The sequence below is a fragment of the Enterobacter sp. R-25 genome (assembly GCF_049913205.1).
Classification (GTDB): Bacteria; Pseudomonadota; Gammaproteobacteria; order Enterobacterales; family Enterobacteriaceae; genus Enterobacter; species Enterobacter ludwigii.
On sequence record NZ_CP183982.1, the window covers coordinates 476,181 to 500,469 of the forward strand.

General features: G+C 56.7%; 19 protein-coding genes and 1 pseudogene. 4 read left to right on the forward strand and 16 right to left on the reverse strand.

The window, feature by feature from the left end:
- Positions 1-83: 83 nt before the first annotated feature.
- Genes ACN9MQ_RS02280 through ACN9MQ_RS02290 form a run of 3 tightly spaced genes read right to left on the reverse strand, consistent with a single transcriptional unit; the run spans position 84 to position 4,663 of the window.
- Positions 84-656 carry a PTS sugar transporter subunit IIA gene (locus tag ACN9MQ_RS02280; RefSeq protein ID WP_025205763.1) on the reverse strand — a complete coding sequence of 191 codons (573 nt, stop codon included), beginning with the start codon at positions 654-656 and terminating at the stop codon, positions 84-86.
- Position 657: 1 nt separating this feature from the next.
- Positions 658-3,255 (reverse strand): alpha-mannosidase, encoded by a 2,598-nt coding sequence (locus ACN9MQ_RS02285; RefSeq protein WP_426021248.1) that lies wholly within the window; start codon positions 3,253-3,255, stop codon positions 658-660.
- A gap of 10 nt (positions 3,256-3,265) precedes the next feature.
- A complete protein-coding gene (locus ACN9MQ_RS02290) occupies positions 3,266-4,663 on the reverse strand; it encodes a fructose-specific PTS transporter subunit EIIC (RefSeq protein WP_324285161.1) in 1,398 nt (465 codons plus the stop codon).
- 179 nt (positions 4,664-4,842) lie between these two features.
- Between ACN9MQ_RS02290 and ACN9MQ_RS02295 the strand changes: the two genes are divergently transcribed.
- Entirely contained in the window at positions 4,843-5,502 is a 660-nt protein-coding gene (locus tag ACN9MQ_RS02295) for a MurR/RpiR family transcriptional regulator (RefSeq protein ID WP_219372634.1), read from the forward strand.
- A gap of 8 nt (positions 5,503-5,510) precedes the next feature.
- On the opposite strand, the gene ACN9MQ_RS02300 is transcribed toward ACN9MQ_RS02295, so the two are convergent.
- From ACN9MQ_RS02300 to treR, 4 genes are all read right to left on the reverse strand, one after another.
- Positions 5,511-6,257, reverse strand: coding sequence for an oligogalacturonate-specific porin KdgM family protein (locus tag ACN9MQ_RS02300; protein ID WP_025205757.1), 747 nt, complete (start codon positions 6,255-6,257; stop codon positions 5,511-5,513).
- Positions 6,258-6,391: 134 nt separating this feature from the next.
- Positions 6,392-8,047: an alpha,alpha-phosphotrehalase gene (gene treC, locus ACN9MQ_RS02305; RefSeq protein WP_426021247.1), complete on the reverse strand. Its 1,656-nt coding sequence runs from the start codon at positions 8,045-8,047 to the stop codon at positions 6,392-6,394.
- Positions 8,048-8,098: 51 nt separating this feature from the next.
- The gene (treB, locus tag ACN9MQ_RS02310; protein WP_025205752.1) at positions 8,099-9,517 is read right to left on the reverse strand and encodes a PTS trehalose transporter subunit IIBC; all 1,419 of its coding nucleotides are present in this window, start codon (positions 9,515-9,517) and stop codon (positions 8,099-8,101) included.
- A gap of 128 nt (positions 9,518-9,645) precedes the next feature.
- Positions 9,646-10,593 carry a trehalose operon repressor TreR gene (treR, locus tag ACN9MQ_RS02315; RefSeq protein ID WP_014168396.1) on the reverse strand — a complete coding sequence of 316 codons (948 nt, stop codon included), beginning with the start codon at positions 10,591-10,593 and terminating at the stop codon, positions 9,646-9,648.
- 393 nt (positions 10,594-10,986) lie between these two features.
- Here treR and mgtA point away from each other — a divergent pair, with 393 nt between their 5' ends.
- Both mgtA and ACN9MQ_RS02325 read left to right on the forward strand, forming a co-directional pair.
- Positions 10,987-13,695 carry a magnesium-translocating P-type ATPase gene (gene mgtA, locus ACN9MQ_RS02320; protein ID WP_214580781.1) on the forward strand — a complete coding sequence of 903 codons (2,709 nt, stop codon included), beginning with the start codon at positions 10,987-10,989 and terminating at the stop codon, positions 13,693-13,695.
- Between the two features lie 150 nt (positions 13,696-13,845).
- Positions 13,846-16,230 carry a beta-N-acetylhexosaminidase gene (locus ACN9MQ_RS02325; protein WP_426021246.1) on the forward strand — a complete coding sequence of 795 codons (2,385 nt, stop codon included), beginning with the start codon at positions 13,846-13,848 and terminating at the stop codon, positions 16,228-16,230.
- A 66-nt stretch (positions 16,231-16,296) separates the two neighbouring features.
- Here the strand turns inward: ACN9MQ_RS02325 and ridA are convergent, their stop codons facing one another.
- The 4 genes from ridA to ACN9MQ_RS02345 all read right to left on the reverse strand — a co-directional run bounded on the left by ridA (position 16,297) and on the right by ACN9MQ_RS02345 (position 18,303).
- Positions 16,297-16,683, reverse strand: a complete 387-nt coding sequence (ridA, locus tag ACN9MQ_RS02330; RefSeq protein ID WP_014168399.1) for a 2-iminobutanoate/2-iminopropanoate deaminase — start codon at positions 16,681-16,683, stop codon at positions 16,297-16,299.
- A gap of 74 nt (positions 16,684-16,757) precedes the next feature.
- The gene (gene pyrI / locus ACN9MQ_RS02335) at positions 16,758-17,219 is read right to left on the reverse strand and encodes an aspartate carbamoyltransferase regulatory subunit (protein WP_025205744.1); all 462 of its coding nucleotides are present in this window, start codon (positions 17,217-17,219) and stop codon (positions 16,758-16,760) included.
- Between the two features lie 12 nt (positions 17,220-17,231).
- Positions 17,232-18,164, reverse strand: coding sequence for an aspartate carbamoyltransferase (gene pyrB / locus ACN9MQ_RS02340; RefSeq protein WP_014168402.1), 933 nt, complete (start codon positions 18,162-18,164; stop codon positions 17,232-17,234).
- A gap of 34 nt (positions 18,165-18,198) precedes the next feature.
- Complete coding sequence (locus tag ACN9MQ_RS02345) at positions 18,199-18,303, reverse strand: pyrBI operon leader peptide (RefSeq protein WP_168769597.1); 105 nt, start codon at positions 18,301-18,303, stop codon at positions 18,199-18,201.
- Here ACN9MQ_RS02345 and ACN9MQ_RS02350 point away from each other — a divergent pair.
- Positions 18,283-18,400 (forward strand): annotated as a pseudogene (locus tag ACN9MQ_RS02350) (hypothetical protein). The gene ACN9MQ_RS02345 and the pseudogene ACN9MQ_RS02350 sit on opposite strands and share 21 nt — an antisense overlap.
- Positions 18,401-18,403: 3 nt before the next feature.
- Here the strand turns inward: ACN9MQ_RS02350 and ACN9MQ_RS02355 are convergent.
- From ACN9MQ_RS02355 to arcA, 5 genes are all read right to left on the reverse strand, one after another.
- Entirely contained in the window at positions 18,404-18,883 is a 480-nt protein-coding gene (locus tag ACN9MQ_RS02355) for an arginine repressor (RefSeq protein ID WP_025205741.1), read from the reverse strand.
- Between the two features lie 80 nt (positions 18,884-18,963).
- Positions 18,964-20,367 (reverse strand): YfcC family protein, encoded by a 1,404-nt coding sequence (locus ACN9MQ_RS02360; RefSeq protein WP_426021245.1) that lies wholly within the window; start codon positions 20,365-20,367, stop codon positions 18,964-18,966.
- Between the two features lie 46 nt (positions 20,368-20,413).
- Positions 20,414-21,418 (reverse strand): ornithine carbamoyltransferase, encoded by a 1,005-nt coding sequence (argF, locus tag ACN9MQ_RS02365; RefSeq protein ID WP_047356909.1) that lies wholly within the window; start codon positions 21,416-21,418, stop codon positions 20,414-20,416.
- A 90-nt stretch (positions 21,419-21,508) separates the two neighbouring features.
- Complete coding sequence (gene arcC / locus ACN9MQ_RS02370; protein WP_040018496.1) at positions 21,509-22,420, reverse strand: carbamate kinase; 912 nt, start codon at positions 22,418-22,420, stop codon at positions 21,509-21,511.
- A 10-nt stretch (positions 22,421-22,430) separates the two neighbouring features.
- Entirely contained in the window at positions 22,431-23,651 is a 1,221-nt protein-coding gene (gene arcA, locus ACN9MQ_RS02375; RefSeq protein WP_020885388.1) for an arginine deiminase, read from the reverse strand.
- Positions 23,652-24,289: the final 638 nt, after the last annotated feature.

The window sequence follows — 24,289 nt, forward strand, 5'->3', positions numbered from 1 at the left end:
CGTTTGTAAAGACGAGAGGGAAAATTCTGATTAATTATTCAACAAAAACAAGCGCTCAGCAGCATGTGCCGAGCGCCAGTCGGTTAACTCACCCCGCATGCCCAGTTCAGTCCGGCCTGGAGAAAGGCTGCCGCCGCAATACTCCCGAGTATCAGCGGGATAACAAGTGAGCGCCCGGGTTCGGCGTCCGTGTTTTGTGGCGTTTCTCTGCGCAACGCGGACAGCGCTTCTTCGCCAGTGCGCGCCGCCAGAAGCGCGTTACGCACGCGCTCTTCCGCCAGCGAACTGGTCAGCGTCGTCAGCAGCTGCATATGCGTACTGCCGGCCTCGGCGTGCGGGATGGCGAGCAGAAAAACCATCCTGACCGCTTCATCGCCTTCCAGCCCCGGCCAGATAACCGGCTCATCAAAAAGCGCCAGGCAAAACGCCGCCTGCTGCACCGCGTCTGATTTACCGTGCGGAACGGCCAGCGCTTCGCCCAGCGCGGTGGGACCTTCACTTTCGCGGTGTAAGACGCTCTGGATAAAGGCGTCTTTATCGGTGATGACGTTTCGCCCGACAAGCGGTTCGGAGAGCCAGCGGATCAGCGCTTCAGGCGTGCGGCAGGGTGGGTTAATAAACACCAGTTCGGGGTGCGTGAGTTCAAGCAAGTTCATGTTAAGCCTCAATCAAAAAATCACAGGTCGCAGAAGGAGGGATCGTCGTCACCGATGGCACGTGTTCTTCCAGATAATTGAGCTGGGGACGCTCTGCCAGGCCAGCCGGAACAGGGACAGGCTGCGTCCCGGCGTTGAACACGCGGGCGATCGTGCCAGGCGATCGTTGCGCATGAGGCAGGGCTGAAAGAACGAGCGGTTCCGGTAAGGCGAATAACGAAAATTCTGCCGGCAGCGTGCGTTCGGGCAGGCGCAGCGAAAAACGCTCAAGCCGGTTATCGAGGGTATGCAGCGTTTGCCGTTGATAGGTGAAGGGGTGACCCGTCGCCTGATTCTCCAGCTGGCGCAGCGTCAGATGGTCTGCGTTATCGGCCAGCGCCACGGTGAAGGAAAAGTGCAGCGGTTTGAGCAGCTGCGCATCGGGCGTGTCGACCACCGTATTGTTAATGCCAGACGCCCGGCCGGGTCGCCAGTCAAGATCGCTGCGCCCCAGTACGCCGGTTGATTTGAATAAGGTCAGGGCAATGACTGCCGGATCGCGTCCAATAACCTGAAACTCTTTCATGCCGCGGCTATTCACGACCAGCGCTTTGCCCGCTTGCGCGATAGCGATAATGCCCTCGCTGGTTTCAATATCCACGGGCTTCTCGCGATAGCGCTCCTGCCAGTGAGTATCGTCGTACCCCGTTTTACGCGCGATTATTGAGAACGGCTGCGAGGCGAGGGAGTGACGGGTGCAAATATCGCTGTTGATCAGTAAACGCAGCCGGTGATCGCAGTGGCTGTTTACCAGCGAGCTATCAACATGCAGGTTCGGATCGTCGTGACGTAATTCGCACACTATGCGCATTGATAACGGGGTGCGGGTATTTTCCCGGCGTCCAGCGAGATCCGGCGGCAGCGACATGACCGCCTCAAGCACCATCGTTTGGCAAAGAGGGGTTTTGCTGCAGTCGATCAGCGTGAAATGCGCGCAGCGCGTCGGTTCATCGCCCGCGAGCGGCGAGAAATCATAGCTGTCTCCGGCATCCGCGCAGTCTTCAAGACTGAATAACGACGTGATGCGCCTGGCGTTGCGCTTGTCTTCAAGCACCAGCGTACTGGCCTCCAGCGTCAGTCGATAAACCGTATTCTCTATCGCCTCTCCTTTCGCGGCGCAGATCCTGGCAAACGGAGCCGGCGTGTCTTTTACGTTGACGGTGATATAGCCCACCGGCGGCAGGAGAGGCGTCTGCAGAACAACATGCCAGCGGAAATAAGGCGGAAGGTGTGTTTCGCGTTCACCCTCACAGGTGAGGGAGATGGCCGTTCCTCCAGGTAACGTCTCGCGTTCCAGAACGTCGAAGGGCAGCGGCTGGCCCTGATACGTCAGGGTGATATTGTCGGCCCGACTGTACAGGGTGGTGTGGATCACGCAGCGGGTCGGGGTGGCCAGCGGGTTGAAAATGAGCAGGTCACCCTCCTGACAGCATGCGGCGGCCAGTGACTTCACCACCAGATTCCACAGGCTGTGACAAAGCTGCTCTGTCTGCTCGAGCCGATGAAGAATGTCGCGGTTAGTGGCATCGCTGTTGCAGCCGCCCATGGAGTCGTGGGCATGGCTTCGCAGAAGCTTCTTCCAGAGGGTGTCCACAATCGGGAGCGTGACCGGAATGCCCTGATGACGCGCCATGGCGATGGTGGGCTCCAGCTGTCGCAGGATGAACTGCTCAATGTCGGCATTTTTCTTTTTGATATCGTAACGCACAGACCCGATCGTTTTGTGAATGCGGGTGTAGCGCGGCGATTTCAGCTCACCTTCCCATAACGCCAGTTGTTCCCGTTTTGTGCGCAGCAGAGCGACGTACTGCTCCAGCGAGCTGAGGACGTAACGGTCCTGCGTGGGAGAGTGCGCGCTGGCAGCCTGCAGGATATGCGGCAGCGCCGGGTCGATGCTGACCTGATCGCCGCCGCAGGGCAGGAGCAGGTCGTCAATCTGCGACCGTGAACGCAGCAGATCCACCATCGGGTAGATCTTGCCGTGCAGATGGCTGGCCTCCGCGCGCATGTTCTTGGCCGCACCATACCCCAGCGCCATTGCACAGGCGATGATGGTTGCACCTGAGGGCGCGCGCCAGAGAAACTGGCTGTTTTTGGCCTGAGTGTCGTGGTCGATACCGCGCCAGAAAACGATATTATCGATATTGCAGCCCTGCAAAATCGTGGGCATCTGCGCGTTATGCCCAAAGGTATCCGGCAGATAACCGACCTGCATGGCATGCCCCAGCGCCCGAGCGGCGAAAATGCCGTATTTGAGATTGCGGATAATCGATTCGCCGTGAACGTTGTAGGTATCCGTCTGGGTGAACCACGGCCCGACAAACACGCTTTTCTCCCTGACCAGTTTTTCCAGCCGGGGCCGGTAATCGGGATTGATGGCGAGAAAGTCATCCACCACCGCCATCTGCCCGTCAAGGTGATAGCACTGCCAGGCCGGATCCTGCTCCAGCGTCTCGATGACCTCCGCAAAGTTGTATGACGCCAGCACCATGCTGTCCTGGCGGGTGAAATACCACTCCTGATCCCAGTGGGTGTGGGCTATGACGTGGATCTGGCTCATTGCGCTCTCCTTATCTGGCGCTCTTTGGGCTGAGATAAAGCACGCCCAGGGCGCAAATCAGTGCGCCAATAAAGACGCTTGCCAGGTACCCGACCACATTGGTCGCCAGCGGCCAGCCCCAGATAGCCGGCAGGGGCAACGTCTGCTTCACGTCGAGGGCAATCGCCACCAGCGCACCTGCGACGGCTCCTGTCATGAATACGGGGATCAGGCGTGGGTTTTTCAGAATGAACGGGATAGCGCCTTCTGAAATACCGATAAAGCCCAGCAATAACGAAGTGCTGCCAACGGTTTTCTCTTCACGGCTGAACACATCCGGCAGGCCAAAACGCCCATTGAGGAACGCGGCGAGGCCTACCCCAATAGAAGGAATCACAATGGAGAGCTCGCGGGCGGTTAAATCAAATGTCTCGCTCATGCCGTTCAGGCCGAGCGCGACCGATCCTGCCGCCTTGTTGACCGGGCCGCCGAGATCGAACGCGGTACCCGCGGCGATCATGGCCGAATAGAAGCCGCGTCCGGTATCACCCGCCGAGGTAAAAAAGACCACCATCAGCTGGTTAAGCGAACCAAAAATCGGGTTGATCAGATATTCCATTACCATCACCAGCGTAATACCGGTGATCAGCGGAACGACCAGCATGGTTTTAAGGGTGGTAAGCTGCTGTCGGACGTGAATTGCATCATTCAGCCAGCGCACCAGATAGCCGACAAAAAAGCCGATGCCAATTGCGCCGAAAAAGCCGGAGGGCATAAAGCCTTCAATATCAAAGAAGCGTTTGTAGACCTCATCTGACATGATGCCGCCGATCAGTCCGGGGATCAGCGCCGGTTTACCGGCAATGGAAAAGGCCAGATACATCGCAAAGACCGGGTACATGAACTTGATGGTCATAAAGCCCATTTTATCCAGCACGCTGAACGGCGAATGCTCAATGTTAATAAACTGCCCGGTAATTTTGGCCGTCGCCATCATCAGGCCGCCCATCACCACGACCGGTAACATATAGCTGATGGCCGCCATGATATGGCCGATAAAAATCTGGTAAGCCGAACGCTGAATGGCGTCTTCGTCCGCCACAGTGGTGACGTTTTTCTGCATGGCCAGCGCCTGACGCAGGTAGCGGTCGGTATTTTTAATCAGCTCCTGCGTGCGGGTCTGAAGGTGAGGAACGTGTTCAAAACGTTCTGCATCCTGAATGGGAACGTCGGTTGCAAGAATAATGGCCGTGGCGGAGGCAATATCCTGTTTCGTTAATCTGTTTTTTACGCCGTCGCTGCCCTGCGTTTCGACCTTGACCTCAATATTATGCTCTTTTGCCCATGCAATAATTTTACTTGCCGCCATAAACGTGTGCGCGATCCCTGTAGGACAAGCCGTTACAGCGATAATTTTTTGATTCATCATTGTAATAATTCCCTGGGTGTGAAAATAGCGAAAGTATAAAGAGAACTTAAAACAGTGTTTAAGGTTTGCTAATACTAATTACGTATCGTCATACGCTATGTGGCAATATGTGAAGCGCCTTCCAGACACTATTTCGCTATTCTGCTAATATCCTGTTAGGTTTTAACAGGACGTAATAAATGAATTCATTTCAGGGAAGTGAACGGTTGATATTTGAATACATTCAGCACCACGCACGCAATATTTCTGATATATCGGCAAAAGAGATTGCGCGTGATACTTTTACGACAACCACCTCGGTTAATCGTGTCTGTAAGAAAATGGGCTATAAAAGTTATACCGAGCTTCGCTATCGGTTTTTACGCGACCATTTTACGTCTGTCCCTGCCGAGCCTGCGATGGAGCCACAGGCAGACGATATCGTGGTGGACGTGTCCCGGTTACTGACCCATTCCAGCCATATCTATTTATATGCACGCGGGGCATCTCTCACCAGCCTCAACTACCTGTCGCGTTTTTTGTCACTGGCGAGCCTGCCACACCTGATTCTGAATGATATGCACCAGTTGACCCGGGTATCGAAGGGCACGCTGGTGTTGATCAGTAAATCCGGGGAGACGCAGTCGCTGATTGAAATGGCGCGTAACGCGCTGCGTAAAGGGCTAAAGATTATTGCGATTACCCGTCAGGGTTCGACGCTGGCCGGGCTTTCGACTCTGTGCTGGCCGTTGTCGATTGATATGAATGCCGTCTCGTTATACCAGCGAGAGGGGCAGCTGGACCTGTTAAGCGCCGTCGATCGTATCGGCTGCAGGCTTCTGCAGCACGATACGGAGTAGGCAGGCTGTCAGAGCTGTTTCACGATACCCAGACGAATGGCGTAATCATTTTCATGATTGCCATCCTGAGTGAGGTAGGTTTTATCCAGCGACACCAGTTCGACGTAAGGCGTCCAGCCGTCGTCGAGCTTGTAGTTGAACGCTACGGTGTGCTCCCAGTAGGTATCATCCCCGGTTCCCTGATCGACATTATCCTGCCAGCGGAAGCGCGGGTTATAGGACATGCCGAATTTCCCGATGTTGTACGCGAACCACAGGTCGAACTGGTGTGATTCGCGGCGGGTGTAGCCGCTGCCGTCCAGGCGTTTGTCGCTGTGCGCATCGTTAACGGTGTTATAGCGGTAGCGGGCAGACAGGTTCAGGCCGTTATCGAACGCTTTCCAGCCCTGGATGAAGGGGCGGTAATGCGTATTGCTGGCGGTAAAGACGGTCACCATCCCTGGCGCGATGGCGAACCCATTTCCCAGATCAAAACGCCAGCGCGTTTCGATTTCCTGTGCTGCCTCCGTTAACCCTTTTTCGTCCGGATTATATCGGTCGGTATCACCAAAGAACGTATCGTTATGGTTTTGCGCCGCTTCGACGGAGAAGTAAAAACCGTTATCAGCCTGATGCATCACTTTAATACGTGAATCATTTACGTCTGAGCGCGTATTATGACCAAAGCGAAGATCGACGGAGGTATTTCCGCACCATCCCTGGGTACTTAATAATAATGCGCTAATACATGTTGCTTTAATAATTGTCTTTTTCATAATGTCCTGCCGAGGTTATTTAAATGGCAGGACTATTCTTATTTTGGCACACCGTGAAGTAAAAGTTATCGTCGTACATTTAGCGTATCGCTAAACATAAAAAAAGAGATACAGCAGGCTGTATCTCTTGAGGGTTATTCCTGTATCCACCAGATGGCTTCAAACGGGCGCAACAGCAGGTTGTCGGGCTGAGGGGGAGCATCCGCATAGTTGCTCAGTGCGACCCGCCAGGCTCCCTGTACTGACGCGGGAACCCATTGCTGGCGCTCGCGGCTCAGGTTTGCCACCACCATCAGCGTCTGGCCCTGCGACCGCCGGCGATAGCACCACAGGGAAGGGTGGTCAGGCAGCAGGTCTTCATAATCTCCCCACGTCAGCACCGGCAGGGTTTTACGCAGGCGAATCAGCGTCTGGTAGGTGTAAAACACCGAATCAGTATCGTCCAGCGCCGCACGGGCATTGACCGTCTCATAGTTGTCGCAAACGCCAATCCACGGCTCACCCTCGGTAAAGCCCGCACTGTGTGTGGCATCCCACTGCATTGGCGTGCGGCCATTATCGCGGGATTTACTCGCCAGAATAGCCAGCAATTCTTCTGGGGCGCGACCGTTGGCCCGCAGTTCAGCGAACATATTAAGGCTTTCAACGTCGCGGTAATCGGTAATACGGCTGAAGTGCGGGTTGGTCATACCCAGCTCTTCGCCCTGGTAAATATACGGGGTGCCCTGCATTCCGTGCAGCACCATGCCGAGCATTTTCGCGGCGTGGGGACGGTACTCCCCTTCATCGCCAAAGCGCGACACAATGCGCGGCTGATCGTGGTTACACCAGAACAGCGCGTTCCAGGCTTTGTTGTGCATGCCCTGCTGCCAGTGGCGGAAGAGGGTTTTCAGCGCCATGAAGTCCGGCCTGGCCAGGGTCCACTTTTCGCCGCCGGGGTAATCCACTTTCAGGTGGTGGAAGTTGAAGGTCATCGACAGCTCGCGCCCGTCGAGAGAGGCGTATTGCTGACAGTTTTCCAGCGAGGTCGACGACATCTCGCCTACCGTCATCAGGTTTCGCGGGGTAAAGACGTCGCGGCTCATCTCCTGAAGATACTCATGAATGCGCGGTCCGTCGGTATAGAAGCGACGGCCATCGCCCACGGCGTCATCCGGGAAATCCTGGTCTTTGGAAATCAGGTTAATCACATCGAGGCGTAAACCGTCCACGCCACGGTCGGCCCAGAACTCGCATACCTTTTTCAGCTCAGCGCGCACCTGCGGGTTTTCCCAGTTGAGGTCCGCCTGCTCGGGGGCGAACAGGTGCAGATAGTACTGCTCGCTCTCGGCGTGCCAGCGCCAGGCGTTGCCGCCAAATTTGGAGCGCCAGTTATTGGGCAGTTGTTCCGGCGTACCGTCGCGCCAGATGTAGAACTGGCGATACGGGCTCTCTTTATTCAGCGATTCCCGGAACCAGGCGTGCTGCGTTGAGGTGTGATTGAACACCATATCCAGCACGATACGAATGCCGCGTTGATGGGCCTGCGCGACCAGCTCGTCAAAATCATCCAGCGTGCCGTAGGCCGGGTCGATGGCGGTGTAATTCGCCACGTCGTATCCGTTATCTACCTGCGGGGAAATATAAAACGGCGTCAGCCAGATGGCGTCGATGCCGAGGGTTTGCAGGTAGTCCAGCCGCTGCGTGACGCCGCGTAAATCGCCGGTACCGCTGCCCGTCGTGTCCTGAAAACTCTTTGGATAGATCTGGTAGATAACGCCGTTCTGCCACCAGTGAGGAAGGGTATTCATAATGCGTTCCTGCAAATGCGAAGGGGCGCAACTGCGCCCCGAAAGATGAAGTTAAACAATCTGCAGCGCGCCCTGACGGTACTTACGCTGGTAAACCACGGTGGTGAGAGCCATTGGGACGACAATCGCGATGACCATCGCCAGGGAAAACACCTGCCAGAAAGCGGGCTGGATGGAGAGAATACCAGGCAGACCGCCGACACCGATCCCGTTCGCCATCACACCGTACAGACCGCATACCAGGCCTGCCAGACCGGAGCCGATCATCGCGCACAGCATCGGGAAGCGGTATTTCAGGTTGATACCGTACATCGCCGGTTCGGTGACGCCGAGGTAGGCGGAGATGGCGGCCGGAACAGAAATCTCACGCTCGTTATGCTTGCGGCTGACCAGGATAATGCCCGTGACCGCCGAGGCCTGCGCAATGTTAGACAGCGCAATGATAGGCCAGACAGGCGTACCGCCCAGGCTCTGAATCATCTGCATATCAATCGCCAGCGTGGTCTGGTGCACGCCGGTGATCACCAGTGGGGCGTACAGGAAGCCAAACAGCATGGCACCAATCGGCGCGAAGCTGCCGGTCATCAGGTGACGTACCGCGAAGGCAACGCCGTCGCCAATCATGCGGCCAAACGGACCGATAAACGCATGGGCGAGGAAGACGGCCAGAATAAGGGAGCAGACCGGCACCACCACCAGATAGAGGTAATCCGGTACGATGCGTTTCAGGCGCGTTTCAATAAAGCCCAGCGTCAGACCGGCCAGCAAGGCTGGGATCACCTGCGCCTGATAGCCCACTTTCGCGATGGTGAACAGACCGAAGTTCCACACCTCAGGCACCTGCTGACCAAGTAAGTAAGCGTTCATTAACTGCGGAGAGACCAGCGTGACGCCCAGCACGATACCCAGAATCGGCGTGCCGCCCATTTTGCGCACCGCTGACCAGCAAATCCCGACCGGCAGATAGAAGAAGATCGCTTCGCCAATCAGCCACAGGAAGTCGTAAACGGTTTTCAGCGCCGGGTACATCTGCGCCAGGGTTTTGCCGTCGCTCATCGGCACGTCACCGATAACGTTGCGGAAGCCCAGAATCAGACCGCCGCTGATCAGTGCCGGGAGCAGCGGGAAGAAAATCTCCGCGAAGTGGGAAATTAACTGCTCGTGCCATTTCATATTCTGGCGTGCAGCTTTCTTGGCTTGCTCTTTGTCGGCTGAACTGTGCCCGGTTGTCGCCAGCAGAGCCTGATAGTAATCGCCCACTTCGGTACCGATGACGACCTGGAACTGACCGGCGTTGGTGAAGCAGCCTTTAACCATGGAAAGCGCTTCAATGGCTTTCGGATCGGCTTTGGCCGGATCGTTCAGCACGAAGCGCAGGCGGGTAATGCAATGGCTGACGGTCGCGATGTTTTCACGGCCGCCTACCAGGACAATCAACTGGTCGATATCTTCTTGTTTGACTTTACTCATCATGAAACCTCATGACCGATGGTGAGGGGGGTAATGACCTGAGCGCAAGCCTACTCCTTCAGCGTGACGGCGAAAATGGGAACGTTCCCGAAATCAGGCGAAGATCACAATAAACGGATAAACGAGGGTTATGAAAGGTGGGCAGGAATTACGATCTGACGCGGCTCAGCACGTCCGTTAATTTGCTCGATCAGCTGTGCAGCGGCCTGCCTGCCTGACTCGGCGTAGCCCGGATCGACGGTGATAATCTCCGGGTGCAGAAACTTCATCAGCGGCGTACTGCCTACGCTCGCGATCTGCAGTCCTTCTATGCGTTGCTCCTGAAGATATTTACTCGCGCCCAGCGCCAGGGTATCCGTGGCGCACACCAGCGCCGTGGTCTGCGGGGTCAGCACGCTGGCGACCTGCTCGTAGCCCTGTTTCATTCCCAGACCCGGCAGAGACGCGACGGCGGAAAGGTTGTGCTGTTTACAGAAGGTCAGGTAGGCCTCGTGACGCCGTTTGCCGGTGGTAACGTCCGCATGCGGTACGCCGAGGTAGCTGATATGGCGATGGCCTTTATCGTACAGACGCTGCATCAGGGTAATAATCGCCCCCTCATCGTCGTAACAGACGGAGGCAAAACCGTGGGCATCGCGCGCCAGCATCACCATCGACGCCTGCCAGGGCTTCAGCATCTCCTCTTTGATGCCGGTAAAACCGAACAGCACCACGCCGTCAATGTTGCGCCGCTGGAGCATACCCAGATGCTCTTCAACCAGCTGCGTGGAGAACTGGCTCTCCATCATGATTGGGTCGTAGCCCTGCTCATAAAAGGCGGGCAGCATGGTCTGAACGGCGAGGTTCTCGGACAGGGAATCCAGACGCGAGACGATAATGGCAACCACTTTGTCACTTTGTCCGCGCATGGCGCGCGCAGAGCGGGAAGGGGAAAAACCGTGCTGATTCATTACCGCCTCGACGCGCTCGCGGGTGCGTTCACTGACACCGCTCTCATTGTTGAGCACGCGCGATACGGTGGATTTCCCCACGCCGCTTAAACGCGCGATGTCTTTTATCGTAAGGCGGTTCTGCATGCTGTATTCCCTGTAACAATGACAACGTGGTCAGTAGAGCCTAATGCTATAGCGTGTTTTCGCTATGGGCAAAGTCTGGTTTACGTTCGGTTTATTTGCGGGGGAGTATAATACCGCCCGAATCGCCGCAAACGGTACGGTTAAATCCTTATACTGCGCGGCGGCACCCTACTTTTTTTACTTACCGGAGGTGACATGGATCCCGATCCCACGCTTCTCCTGAACGGGAGCGTTCTTTCTTTCCGGTAAGCCAGCCTTTGTGCTGTCTCACCGGTATGTGAGGCAGCAACGTCCTGCACGTTCCTGCTTAAAACATTAAGTGCCTGTCAGGTACGGCCTTGCCACGCCTGCAGGAAATACTGTGTCCGCGTTTGCGGGCGCGGGGGAATGACTATGTTTAAAAATATCACCCGGCAGCTGCAGGCGATGCTGAGCCGCCACCTGCCACATCGTCTTGTTCAGCGCGACCCGCTGCCAAATGCCAAAAATATGGCCTCTGCAGCGATCCCTGCTTCCCTGAGCCAACGCTGCCTGAACGTGGCGGCGATGGATGAAAACGAAGTCTGGCGTGCCTTTGGCGGGCATCCGGAGGGGCTGAACGCGGCGGAAGTGGAAAAAATCCGTGCCGTGCATGGCGATAACCAAATTCCGGCGCAAAAACCGGCGCCGTGGTGGGTGCATCTGTGGACCTGCTACCGTAACCCGTTCAACCTGCTGCTGACCGTGCTTGGCATTATCTCCTATGCCACCGAAGATCTGTTTGCCGCCGGGGTTATCGCCCTGATGGTGGGGATCTCCACGCTGCTGAACTTTATTCAGGAGGCCCGCTCTACCCGCGCGGCAGACGCCCTGAAAGCGATGGTAAGCAACACCGCAACCGTCTCGCGCGTCATTAACGATCTCGGGGAGAACGCCTGGGTTGAGCTGCCTATCGACCAGCTGGTGCCGGGCGATCTGGTGAAGCTGGCGGCCGGCGACATGATCCCCGCGGATTTACGTATTCTTCAGGCGCGGGATCTGTTCGTGGCGCAGGCCTCGCTGACCGGTGAATCTCTGCCGGTGGAAAAAGTGGCGCGCACCCGCGACCCGCAGCAGATGAACCCGCTCGAGTGTGACACCCTCTGCTTTATGGGCACTACGGTGGTCAGCGGCACGGCGCAGGCAATGGTCATCGCTACCGGCGGCAACACCTGGTTTGGACAGCTGGCCGGGCGCGTGAGCGAGCAGGAGAGCGAACCGAATGCCTTCCAGAAGGGGATTGGCCGTGTCAGCATGCTGCTGATCCGCTTTATGATGGTGATGACGCCGATTGTGCTGCTGATCAACGGCTATACCAAGGGCGACTGGTGGGAAGCGGCGCTGTTTGCGCTCTCCGTCGCCGTGGGGTTAACGCCTGAAATGCTGCCGATGATTGTTACCTCCACGCTGGCGCGCGGGGCGGTCAAACTGTCAAAACAGAAAGTGATCGTCAAACACCTGGATGCCATTCAAAACTTTGGCGCGATGGACATTCTCTGCACCGATAAAACCGGCACGCTGACCCAGGACAAAATTGTGCTGGAGAACCACACCGATATCGCCGGTAAAACCAGCGATCGCGTGCTGCACAGCGCCTGGTTGAACAGCCACTACCAGACCGGGCTGAAAAACCTGCTCGACGTCGCCGTGCTCGAAGGCGTGGATGAAGAATCTGCCCGCACGCTCTCCGGGCGCTGGCAGAAAGTGGATGAGATCCCGTTCGACTTCGAGCGCCGCCGCATGTCGGTGGTGGTGAGCGAGCATCCGGACGTGCATCAGCTGATCTGCAAAGGCGCATTGCAGGAGATCCTCAATGTCTCAACCCAGGTGCGCTATAACGGCGACATTGTGCCGCTGGATGAAACCATGCTGCGCCGTATCAAGCGCGTCACCGATAACCTGAACCGTCAGGGGCTGCGCGTGGTGGCGGTGGCGAGCAAATTCTTGCCTGCACGCGAAGGGGACTATCAGCGTATCGACGAATCCGATCTGATCCTTGAGGGTTATATCGCATTCCTCGATCCGCCGAAAGAGACCACCGCGCCTGCGCTGAAAGCGTTAAAGGCCAGCGGCATCACCGTGAAAATCCTTACCGGCGACAGCGAGCTGGTGGCCGCCAAAGTGTGTCATGAAGTGGGGCTGGATGCGGGTGACGTCGTTGTGGGAAGTGATATTGAGCTCCTCTCCGATGATGCGCTGGCGACGCTTGCGCAGCGCACCACGCTGTTCGCCCGGCTGACACCCATGCACAAGGAGCGCATTGTCACCCTGCTGCGTCGCGAAGGGCATGTGGTGGGCTTTATGGGCGACGGCATTAACGATGCGCCCGCCCTGCGTGCGGCGGATATTGGTATCTCTGTAGACGGTGCGGTGGACATTGCCCGTGAAGCGGCGGATATCATTCTGCTGGAAAAGAGCCTGATGGTGCTGGAGGAGGGCGTTATCGAGGGACGTCGTACCTTCGCCAACATGCTGAAGTACATCAAGATGACCGCCAGTTCCAACTTCGGTAACGTTTTCAGCGTGCTGGTGGCGAGTGCGTTTCTGCCGTTCCTGCCGATGCTGCCGCTGCACCTGCTGATCCAGAACCTGATGTACGATGTCTCTCAGGTCGCCATCCCGTTTGATAACGTGGACGACGAGCAGATCCAGAAGCCGCAGCGCTGGAACCCGTCCGATCTGGGGCGCTTTATGCTGTTCTTTGGCCCGATCAGCTCCATCTTCGACATTCTGACCTTCTGCCTGATGTGGTTTGTGTTCCATGCCAACACGCCGGAACACCAGACGCTGTTCCAGTCCGGCTGGTTCGTGGTAGGGCTGCTGTCGCAAACGCTGATTGTGCATATGATCCGTACGCGTCGCATCCCGTTCATCCAGAGCCGGGCCGCGTGGCCGCTGATTGTCATGACCGGCATCGTGATGGCGCTCGGTATTGCACTGCCGTTCTCGCCGCTGGCCAGCTACCTCCAGCTGCAGGCGCTGCCGCTGAGCTACTTCCCGTGGCTGGTGGCGATCCTCGCGGGCTACATGGTGCTGACGCAGATGGTCAAAGGCTTCTATAGCCGTCGGTATGGGTGGCAGTGATTTCTCCCCTCTCCCGGCACGGGAGAGGGGTACGTTTCCTCCCAAATTCAACAACCTGTGATCTCCGTCAGCGCATTCGCTTGACGACAAAATGAGCGCATGTTAACTGAATGTTTTGCCTTTATTTGGCCCGTCAGATAAGGAACATTCATGTTACGGTACAGTCTCTTAACCGCCGGGCTGATGCTCGGCGCGTCAGCGTTTGCCGCTCCGGCAGGCGACCTTCCCCTGATGCCCTGGCCTGCGAAGGTTGAACGTCCCGCGACGCAGGGCGCACTGGTACTCAGCAACACCCTTTCCGTCAGCGTTACCGGAGATGACCTCGGCGACGCGGTCAACCGTCTGCGCCAGCGCATCGCCCTGCAAACCGGCTGGACGCTACAGCCGCAGGTCGTTAAACCGGACAAGCCCACTATCCGCATTGCCATTACCAAAAAAGTGAAGCCGCAGCCGCTGCCGGACAGCGATGAGCGCTATACGCTCACGGTCGATGCCAGTGGCGTGGATATCACCGCCAACACCCGTTTTGGCGCGCTGCGCGCCATGGAAACCCTGCTGCAGCTGATACAAAATGGGGCGGAAAACACCTCTCTGCCGTGGGTCACTATTGAGGATTCCCCCCGCTTCCCGTGGCGTGGGCTGCTGCTTGACTCGGCTCGACACTTTATCCCGCTGCCGGATATCAAACGGCAGATTGACGGTATGGCGGCGGCAAAACTCAACGTGCTGCACTGGCACTTGACCGACGATCAGGGCTGGCGCTTCAGCTCGACACGCTATCCAAAGCTCACGCAGCTCGCCAGCGACGGGCTGTTTTACACGCCGGAACAGATGCGCGACGTTGTGCGCTATGCTACCGAGCGCGGCATCCGCGTGGTGCCGGAGATCGACATGCCGGGCCACGCCTCGGCGATTGCCGTGGCCTACCCGGAACTGATGAGCGCGCCGGGACCGTATGTGATGGAACGCCACTGGGGCGTGCTGAAACCGGTCCTGGATCCGACAAAAGCGGCGACCTATCAGTTTGCGGAGGCGATGGTCAATGAACTGGCGGCGATCTTCCCCGATCCGTATCTGCACATTGGCGGCGATGAAGTGGATGACACCCAGTGGAAAGCGAACGCCGCCATTCAGCAGTTTATGCGCGACAACACACTGGCGGACAGCCACGCCCTGCAGGCCTATTTCAATCGCAAGCTGGAAAATATCCTCGAAAAACACCACCGGCAGATGGTGGGCTGGGATGAAATTGCTCATCCTGATCTGCCAAAAAGCATCGTGATCCAGTCCTGGCAGGGCCAGGACGCGCTGGGGCAGGTGGCGCAAAATGGCTATAAAGGCATTCTCTCGACCGGCTTTTACCTCGATCAGCCCCAGTCCACCGCCTATCACTACCGCAATGAAATTGTGCCGCAGGGGTTAAACGGCGAGGATGTGATTGGCGACACCGACAGCGCTCAAAGCTGGACATTCACCATGCCGCGTCTGAAAGGCAAGCCGGTGGAGGGGAGCTTCACCCTGGTGAAAGGGGATTCCGGCTGGCGTGGATTTATTGATTTCGCCGGGAAATCCCGTCGTGCGGTACAGGATATTGCGTGGCGCGACGACAATCAGGTGACGTTTACCGTCGATACCTGGATGGGCGAAACGCGCCCGGTGGTGTCGGTGGACAACGATAAGCTGAGCGGCTATTTCCTGGTGGGCAATGCCCGCTATCCCATTAGCGGCAAGCGCCTGGACGATATCCCCAAAGGCATCCCGCCGGTGGTACCGGACGCCGCTCATCAGGTGAACCTGCTCGGCGGGGAAGCCGCGCTGTGGGCGGAAAACGTGGTCGCACCGGTGCTGGATATCCGCCTGTGGCCGCGCACCTTTGCGGTGGCGGAGCGGTTATGGTCCGCGCAGGACGTTAACGATGTCGACAATATGTACGCCCGCCTGCAGGCGATGGACAGCTGGTCGACGGTCTCGGTCGGGCTGCAGCAGCATACTCAGCAGCAGGTGCAGTTCACGCGTCTGGCGAATAACGCCGATACCCTTCCGCTGCAAATCCTCGCGCAGGCAATCGAGCCGGCGCAGTATTACACCCGTCAGCATCTTAAGTTCCAGGCCGGAAATTACCATCAGTTCGAACCGCTTAACCGGTTTGCTGATGCGCTCAACGCCGAAAGTGCCACGGTGCGCCAGATGAACAAATGGGCTGACCGCCTGGTCAGCGACGCGGAAGATACGGAAAGCGCCGACGCGCTGCGCCACGTCTTCAACCGCTGGCAAAGCAACACCAGCGATGCGCTGGCATTAAGTGAAAACAGCTACGCACTGAAGGCGATTAAACCGGTTATTCAGGAGGTGGATAAGCTGGCCTCGATTGGCCTGCGGCTGACGGATCTGGTGGCGCGTCAGGGGACGCTGGATGACAACGAGATTGCCTCTATTCAGGGCGAGCTGGATAACGCGGCGAAAATACAGGATGAAGTGGTGATTGCGGCGGTGTATCCGCTGGAAACGCTGCTACGGGCGACGCGGAATCAGTAGCAAAACGCCCGGTAGCGCGTTGCCTGCCGGGCGCAAAGGCAGCCTCGGCTGCCCCCTGACTGAAACTTAGCGACGTACGGCGATCGCTTCGATTTCAATTTTCACGTCTTTAGGCAGACGCGCAACTTCCACACAGGAGCGTGCAGGGAAAGTGGCGTTGTGCTCAGTGAAGAACGCTTCGTACGTGGCGTTAACGGTCGCGAAATCGTTCAGATCTTTCACGAACACAGTGGTTTTCACGATGTCGCCCACTTTCAGACCCGCAGACTCCACGATAGCCTGTACGTTTTCCAGCGACTGGCGCGCCTGCGCCGCCACGTCTTCTGGCACTTCACCCGTTTTTGGGTTCACCGGGATCTGGCCAGAGGTAATAATCATGCTACCCAGATCAACGCCCTGAACGTATGGGCCGATAGCCGCTGGTGCATTTTCCGTCGCGAGTACTTTGGTCATGATTTCTCCAGAATAACAGCTGATTAAATGTTCCCGGCCATTATAGGGAGGCCGGGATCCTTTACCAACCTCAATTAGTTGGCCAGCACCACATAATGAGAAAACTCTTTTTCGCAGTATTTGCATTTGAGTGCGATGTCATCGGCACGTTTTTTCACTGCAAAACTGGACGAAACCGGCTCAGCATGACTGATGCAGTTGCTGTTCGGGCAGACCAGCACATTTTCAATGCGATCCGGCAGATTAGGACGGGATTTACCGACCACTTCGTACTCGTCGATGCGGTTCACGGTGGCATCCGGCGCGTACAGAGAGAGCTGGTTAACCTGCTCGTCGGTCAGGAAGGTGTTTTCAATCTTGATCAGGTCTTTGCGGCCCATTTCACCCGACGGCAGGTTCAGGCCGATGGTGATGCGCTGGTCGGTTTCGGTCAGCTTGAACAGCGTCAGCAGCTTAAAGCCGATCTGGGCAGGGATGTGGTCAATCACGGTGCCACGTTTGATGGCTTCAACCTGGAGTTTGTTATCGTGTGTCATTGTCGTTTCCCCTTACAGAGCCAATTCGCGATTCAGAACCAGTGCCAGTAACGCCTGGCGGGCGAAGATGCCGTTTCCGGCCTGCTGGAAGTACCAGGCGTGCGGCGTTTTATCCACATCGGTGGTGATCTCATCGATACGTGGCAGCGGGTGCAGCACCTTCATATTCTCGCGTGCGCCGTCGAGGTCGCTGGCGCGCAGCACAAACTGTGCTTTCACGTTGGCGTATTCAGACGGATCCAGACGCTCTTTTTGCACGCGGGTCATATACAGAATATCGACGTTGCCCATCACCTCTTCGATGCTGGCATGCAGACTCCACGGGATCCCTTTTTCGTCCAGCATGTCGAGGATGTACTGCGGCATCGCCAGCGCGTCCGGCGCGATGAAGAAGAAGTGGTTGCCATTAAATTTCGCCAGCGCCTGGGTCAGCGAGTGAACGGTGCGGCCATATTTCAGGTCACCCACCATGGCGATGTTCAGGTTTTCCAGACGGCCCTGCGTTTCCTGAATGGTGAACAGATCCAGCAGGGTCTGTGTCGGATGCTGGTTGGCCCCGTCTCCGGCGTTCAGCACCGGAATACCGCCAGAAAATTCGGTCGCCAGACGCGCCGCGCCTTCCTGCGGGTGGCGCATCACAATCGCGTCAACGTAAGTACTGATAACTGAAATGGTATCCGCCAGCGTTTCGCCTTTTTTACCCAGCGAGGTGTTGCTGCTGTCTGAAAACCCTACCACGCTCGCGCCGAGACGGTGCATGGAGGTTTCGAAGGAGAGGCGGGTGCGGGTCGACGCTTCGAAGAAGCAGCTCGCAATCACCTTGTGCTTCAGCAGTTCCGGTTGCGGATTTGCCTTCAGTTTTGCCGCGGTTTCCAGAACCAGTTCCAGCTCTTCGCGGCTGAGGTCGTTTATGGAAATGATGTGTTTTTGATAAAGCGGATTCATGTTTATCTCCTGACGCCGGGCAAAAAAAAGCCCCTCAAATGAGGGGCTCTGGGAATAGATTGTGCAACGGGAAGAAAAACGGCAGGCCAGCGTCTGATTTCAGACGCGGTAAGACGTTATGTCGTACACGCTTGACCATGCTTCCTCCCGGCAAATTGTCGGGCATTATACGCAGCTCGATTTTCGGATCAAGGGGTTTAATGCACACTTTACTCAATGCAAACGGTTCTTTATGAATATTAATTCGTTCTGAGTAAATAATTAATTTGTTTATGCACCAGCGCAGTACGCTTCACCACTCGGGGAGCGACCCAGACGATACTGCTTCCGGCAACCACACCTAAAATTTCCGGTAACTGGTGATAATCCAGAATTCGCGCCACCGCACGGCCATATCCGGCCACGGTATGAACAAGGATAAATTCGCTATTATGCTCCACGCTCACCACCATTTCGGAAACGGTACGCGCGGCATCGGGGGCAGGGCGCAACTGAGGATTCAACGAATAAATCTTTAGCCCTTTGGCATTTCGAATTTTTATGACACCGAGCAATTTCAGCAGACGCGAAACGGTCGACTGGCTGATGCTGTCAAACCCTCTCTCCTGCAAATCGCGGCGGATTTCTTCCTGGGAGAGATAACTCTTTTCGGCGATCAGCTGCTGGCACACCGTTAGCTGCAGTTGTTCTCTGGGAGAGCAGTCTTCGTAATCCATCATATTTCCCATATCAGTTCCCGACATAACCGATGGCACCGCACCGGTCCGTAGGCCGGACAGGCGCAGTGCCAGCCGGCAAATTACAACAAGGCACCCAGGCTTAACGCCACCATAATCACCACCGTCAGGATCGCCAGCAGCGGCGCAACCCATTTCAGGTAACGCACGTAAGGCACACGGGCAATCGCCAGACCGCCCATCACAACCGCTGAGGTCGGCGTGACCAGGTTAACGATGCCGGAGGCCGACTGGTAAGCCGTAACCACCAGGTCGCGGTTGACGTTAGCGAAATCAGCAAGGGGTGCCATGATCGGCATCGTCAGAACGGCCAGGCCGGACGAAGAAGGCACAAGAAACGACAGCACGACCTCAAGCCAGTACATCACGTTGATAAACGCCACCGTGGACAACCCGCTGACCAGCCCTTCCGCGCTGTGCAAAATGGTGTGGGTAATCATGCCCTTATCCATAATGACTACGATACCGCGCGCAATGCCGATAATCAGCGCGACGCCCAGCAAATCTCGCGCGCCGTTGATAAACGTCGAGGTCAGCTCCTCTTCGCTCATGCGGGCAATCAGCCCGACGATAATGGCGCTGGCCAAAAATACCGCCGAGATCTCCGCCATCCACCAGCCCAGCACCGCTACGCCGTAGATCATCACCGCGAAGGCGAGGGCGAAGATCAGCAGAATGATTTTGCGCACCGGGGTAAATTCCAGCGACTGCTCGCCTTTATTGCCGAGGAAGTGGGCGAGGTTCTCTTCCTGCTTGTCTGCGACGATGGAGCATGACGGATTCAGCCGCACTTTACGGGCATAGCGCATCACCCATGCCACGCAAATGATCCAGCCGATCACCAGCAGCGCCACGCGCAGGGCGATACCGTTGGTGAACGGGATCCCGGCGGCGTTAGCGGCGATCACCGTGGCAAACGGGTTGATGGTGGAGCCGAGCGTGCCGATCCCCGCCCCGAGCAGCACGGTGGATGCGGCGACAACCGGATCGAAACGGGCGGCCAGCATCACCGGGACCAGCAGGGTATAAAAGGGCAGGGACTCTTCGGCCATGCCGTAAATGGTGCCGCCAGCCGCGAACAGCGCCATCAGGATCGGGATCATCCACTCTTCACGTCCGCGAAGGCGGGTGGTTACGCGTTCGATCCCGGCGTCGATCGCCCCGGTTTTGGTGACGATCCCGAGAAATCCCCCGATGATCAGGATAAACAGCGCGACGTCGATCGCCCCGGCCTGGCCGGAAACGGGATCGTACAGCCCGGCAATGGGGGCCATCAGTACGGAAACCAGCCCCTGCGGATGCGCCGCCACGTGCGCGTACGTTCCGGCAATCGGCACTTCTTTACCGAGGGTTTCATTCATTGCCATCTGATACTGACCGGCAGGCACGACCCAGCTCAGTGCCGCCACAACGGCAATCAGAAAAAAGAGAATGGTGTAAGCGGAGGGAAACTTGAACTTGCCCATGATGTTCTCCTGTACCCGGCGCACCACGTGGCGCGCCGGGCGGTGATTAGTCGCCGAGTGTCGCCACCATGACCGCTTTAATGGTGTGCATGCGGTTCTCTGCTTCGTCAAAGACGATTGAGTTCGGTGATTCGAAGACCTCTTCCGTCACCTCCAGCCCTTTCAGACCGTAGGCCATCTCGATTTCACGGCCGACTTTGGTGTGTTCGTTGTGGAACGCCGGCAGGCAGTGCATGAACTTGACGTTCGGGTTGCCGGTGGCTTTCATCACCTGGGCGTTAATCTGGTAAGGCTTCATCAGGCTGACGCGCTCGGCCCAGGCCTCTTTCGGCTCGCCCATCGAGACCCACACGTCGGTGTAGAGGAAATCGGCACCGTGTACGCCTTCCTCCACGTCGTCGGTGAGCGTGATGCGTGCGCCGGTCTCTTTGGCGATGGCGCGGCACTGCTCAACCAGCCCGGCTTCCGGCCAGAACGATTTCGGTGCGACGAGGCGGATATCCATCCCCATTTTGGCGGCACCGACCATGAGGGAGTTGCCCATGTTGTTCCGCGCGTCGCCAAGGTAGGCAAAGCTCAGGTCCGGCAGGGTTTTGCCCGGAGCATGCTCCAGCATGGTCATCAGGTCGGCGAGGATCTGCGTGGGGTGAAACTCGTCGGTCAGGCCGTTCCACACCGGCACGCCCGCGTACTGGCCCAGCTCTTCCACGATGGCCTGGCCGTAGCCGCGATACTCGATGCCGTCGTACATCCGCCCCAGCACGCGGGCGGTGTCTTTCATCGACTCCTTGTGGCCAATCTGCGAGCCGCTTGGGCCGAGGTAGGTCACCTGTGCGCCCTGGTCAAAGGCACCGACTTCAAAGGCGCAGCGGGTGCGCGTGGACGTTTTTTCAAAAATCAGGGCGATGTTTTTCCCGACCAGGGTTTGTTTTTCACGTCCGGCTTTTTTGGCGGCTTTGAGTTCGATGGCCAGGTCGATCAGGTACTGGATTTCTGCCGGGGTGTAGTCCAGCAGTTTGAGAAAATTACGGTTTTTCAGATTGATGGTCATTGGGTCGTCCCTTTTAAAATGGTGTTGTCTGGTGCCCTCACCCCGACCCTCGCCCACAGGGAGAGAGGGAAGGTGAGGGGAAAATACGGTTCAGTGGCGAATCAACGTGCCTTTCTCGCCCGCCAGAATGTCTGCCCCGTCGGCCAGCGCACCGATCCCGGCGATGCCGTTGCAGGCCTCGACAAACTCGCGGCAGGCGGCCACTTTCGGCCCCATCGAACCGGCGTCAAACTGCATGCCCCTGAGCAGTTCCGGCGTGACCTGTGCCAGCGGACGCTGGGTTGGTTTGCCCCAGTCGAGGTACACCGCGTCGGCATCGGTCAGGATCAGCAGGGCATCGGCTTCAATCTGGCGCGCCAGCAGGGCGGCAGAGAGGTCTTTGTCGATCACCGCTTCAATGCCGTGATACCCATTGGCGTTTTCCACCACCGGCACGCCGCCGCCGCCGTTGCAGATCACCAGGTGATCGCGCTGTATCAGTGCCGTGATGGCGTCGCTCTCAACGATGCGTTTCGGCTGTGGAGAGGGAACCACCCGGCGGAAATAGCTGCCGTCGGCCTTGAACACCCAGCCTTTCTCCGCCTGCAGCGTGTTTGCCTGGGCTTCGCTGTAGACCGGGCCGATGTATTTGGTCGGGTTAGTAAATGCCGGATCGGCGGCGTCCACTTCCACCTGGGTGAGCAGGACGCTCACCTCACGCTGGGGCAGATTGTTTTTCAGCGCCTGCTGGAGCATGTAGCCAATCATTCCCTGACTTTCGGCGCCGAGGATGTCCAGCGGGTAGGGCGTGACTTTGTCGTACGCGCTGTTTTGCAGCGCCAGCAGCCCAACCTGCGGCCCGTTGCCGTGAACCAGTACCACGCGCCACTGTTCCGTCAGCCCGGCGATGGTGCGGGCCGCTAGCTCGATGTTCTGGCGCTGGATCTCCGCTTCCAGCGGCTCGCCGCGTTTCAGCAATGCGTTACCGCCGAGCGCCACAACCAGAGTGGGTTTTCGTTCCATGATGGCTCCTTTAAATTCCGTCGCGTTCCAGTGGGCAGCTCATGCAGCGCGCGCCGCCGCGGCCGCGTCCCAGTTCGTCACCCGGGATAGGCAGCACGGTGATACCCGCTTTGTCATATTTCTCGTTGGTCCAGACGTTACGCTCGTAGCCAATCACCACGCCCGGGCGGATGGTCAGCACGTTATTCGCGTCATTCCACTGTTCGCGTTCGGCTTCAAAGGCGTCGCCGCCGGTGGTGATCAGGCGTACCTGATTAATGCCGAGTGCTTTTTCAATGGCGTGCAGCAGATCCGTTTCCTGGGTGCGCAGCAGGCCACCGCGGCCGTCCGGAGTGAGCGTCCAGCACTGAGCGTCTTTGCGCACCACTTCCGGGTAGACGGAGAAGGTGTCCACGTCGATGTGGGTCATGACGGTATCGAGGTGCATGCAGGAGCGGTGTTTTGGCAGTTCCACAGCGATGACGCGCTCGGCCTGGCGGTGTTTGAACAGGCTATTGGCGAGGAACTCAACGCCCTGCGGCGTGGTACGTTCAGACATGCCGATTAACACTGCGCCGCGGCCAATGACTAATACGTCGCCGCCCTCTAACGTGGCGTGGTCATAATTAATGTTTTCATCGCCGAAATACTTAATAAAATCGCCATCGGCAAATGCAGGGTGCCAGCGATATATGGCCCGGAGATTATTGGTTTCACGCTGGCGGGCCGCTTTGGCCATCGGGTTAATTGACACGCCGTTATAAATCCAGCACGAGGTATCGCGGGTAAATAAATGGTTAGGCAGTGGCTTCATAATAAAATCATTTGCCGTGTGGGTATCCACCACCATATTTTTAAAGGCCGCCGGAATTTCACCGTAGGTTAATCCGCCGCTTAATCTGCGTGCCAGTTCACGGTGTGGCATATCTGCCAGCCAGCCGCGCACGTCGCCGGCAAAGGTTGGCCCGAGGCGATAGTCAGAGATTTGCGTCTCCAGCAGCCAGGTTTTGGCCTCCGCAATATCAAGCGTTTGCGTGAGAAGGTCGGTCAACAGCAGGACTTCCACACCCTGTTCGCGCAGGGTGTTAGCGAAGATGTCATGCTCTTCACCCGCCCGCTCAACCGAGAGCACATCATCGAATAGCAGCTCCTGGCAGTTCGATGGCGTTAAACGTTTCAGACTTAAATTTGGGCGGTGCAGCATAACGCTACGCAATTGACCAATTTCAGAACCGACGTAATGCTTTTCCATAATTATTCCTTTAACTGTTTTTCAGAATAAAAAGGGCATGCGCCATGTGATGTCTTTATTTACATGGCGGCTAAGCTCAATTGATTTCGAGATTTATAGTAGGCGCTTAAATAATGAATATTGTGACGTCGCTCACGTGAAAATGGCTATTAAGGAGTTTGTTTTCATTTGCATGATTCGTATCAGATAATGATTAATTTGATTATATTTGCGGGTGAATAGCTAAGCAGGATCCGTTGGCATTATTTGGAGTTGTTATTATTTTGTAGAATTTAATGTTTTGACATATTTAGTTATGCTATTGATTTTAATGGTAATTAAACGGCGCGCAGAATGACTATGCACTATTATCCATTAACTATTTTTGACTTAAGAAAAATCAATAAATAATTATGGGATTTAATAGCAAATTACCAAAATGATAAATTGTGAAGTCACAGAGAGTTTTGCTATGAAGCGTATACGATCAGTAAGTTAGCATCACGGCCTGAAAGCGGAGGGCTGAGGTTATGCATAAAGACTGCATAAATGCCTGTGAGCGATTAACAGTGGAGTAACACATTTCCCGATAAACATGCGCTCGCGCAAAACTCATCGAAAAAGCGGTGGTAGGACAGTCTGAATTCTCGTATAAAAGA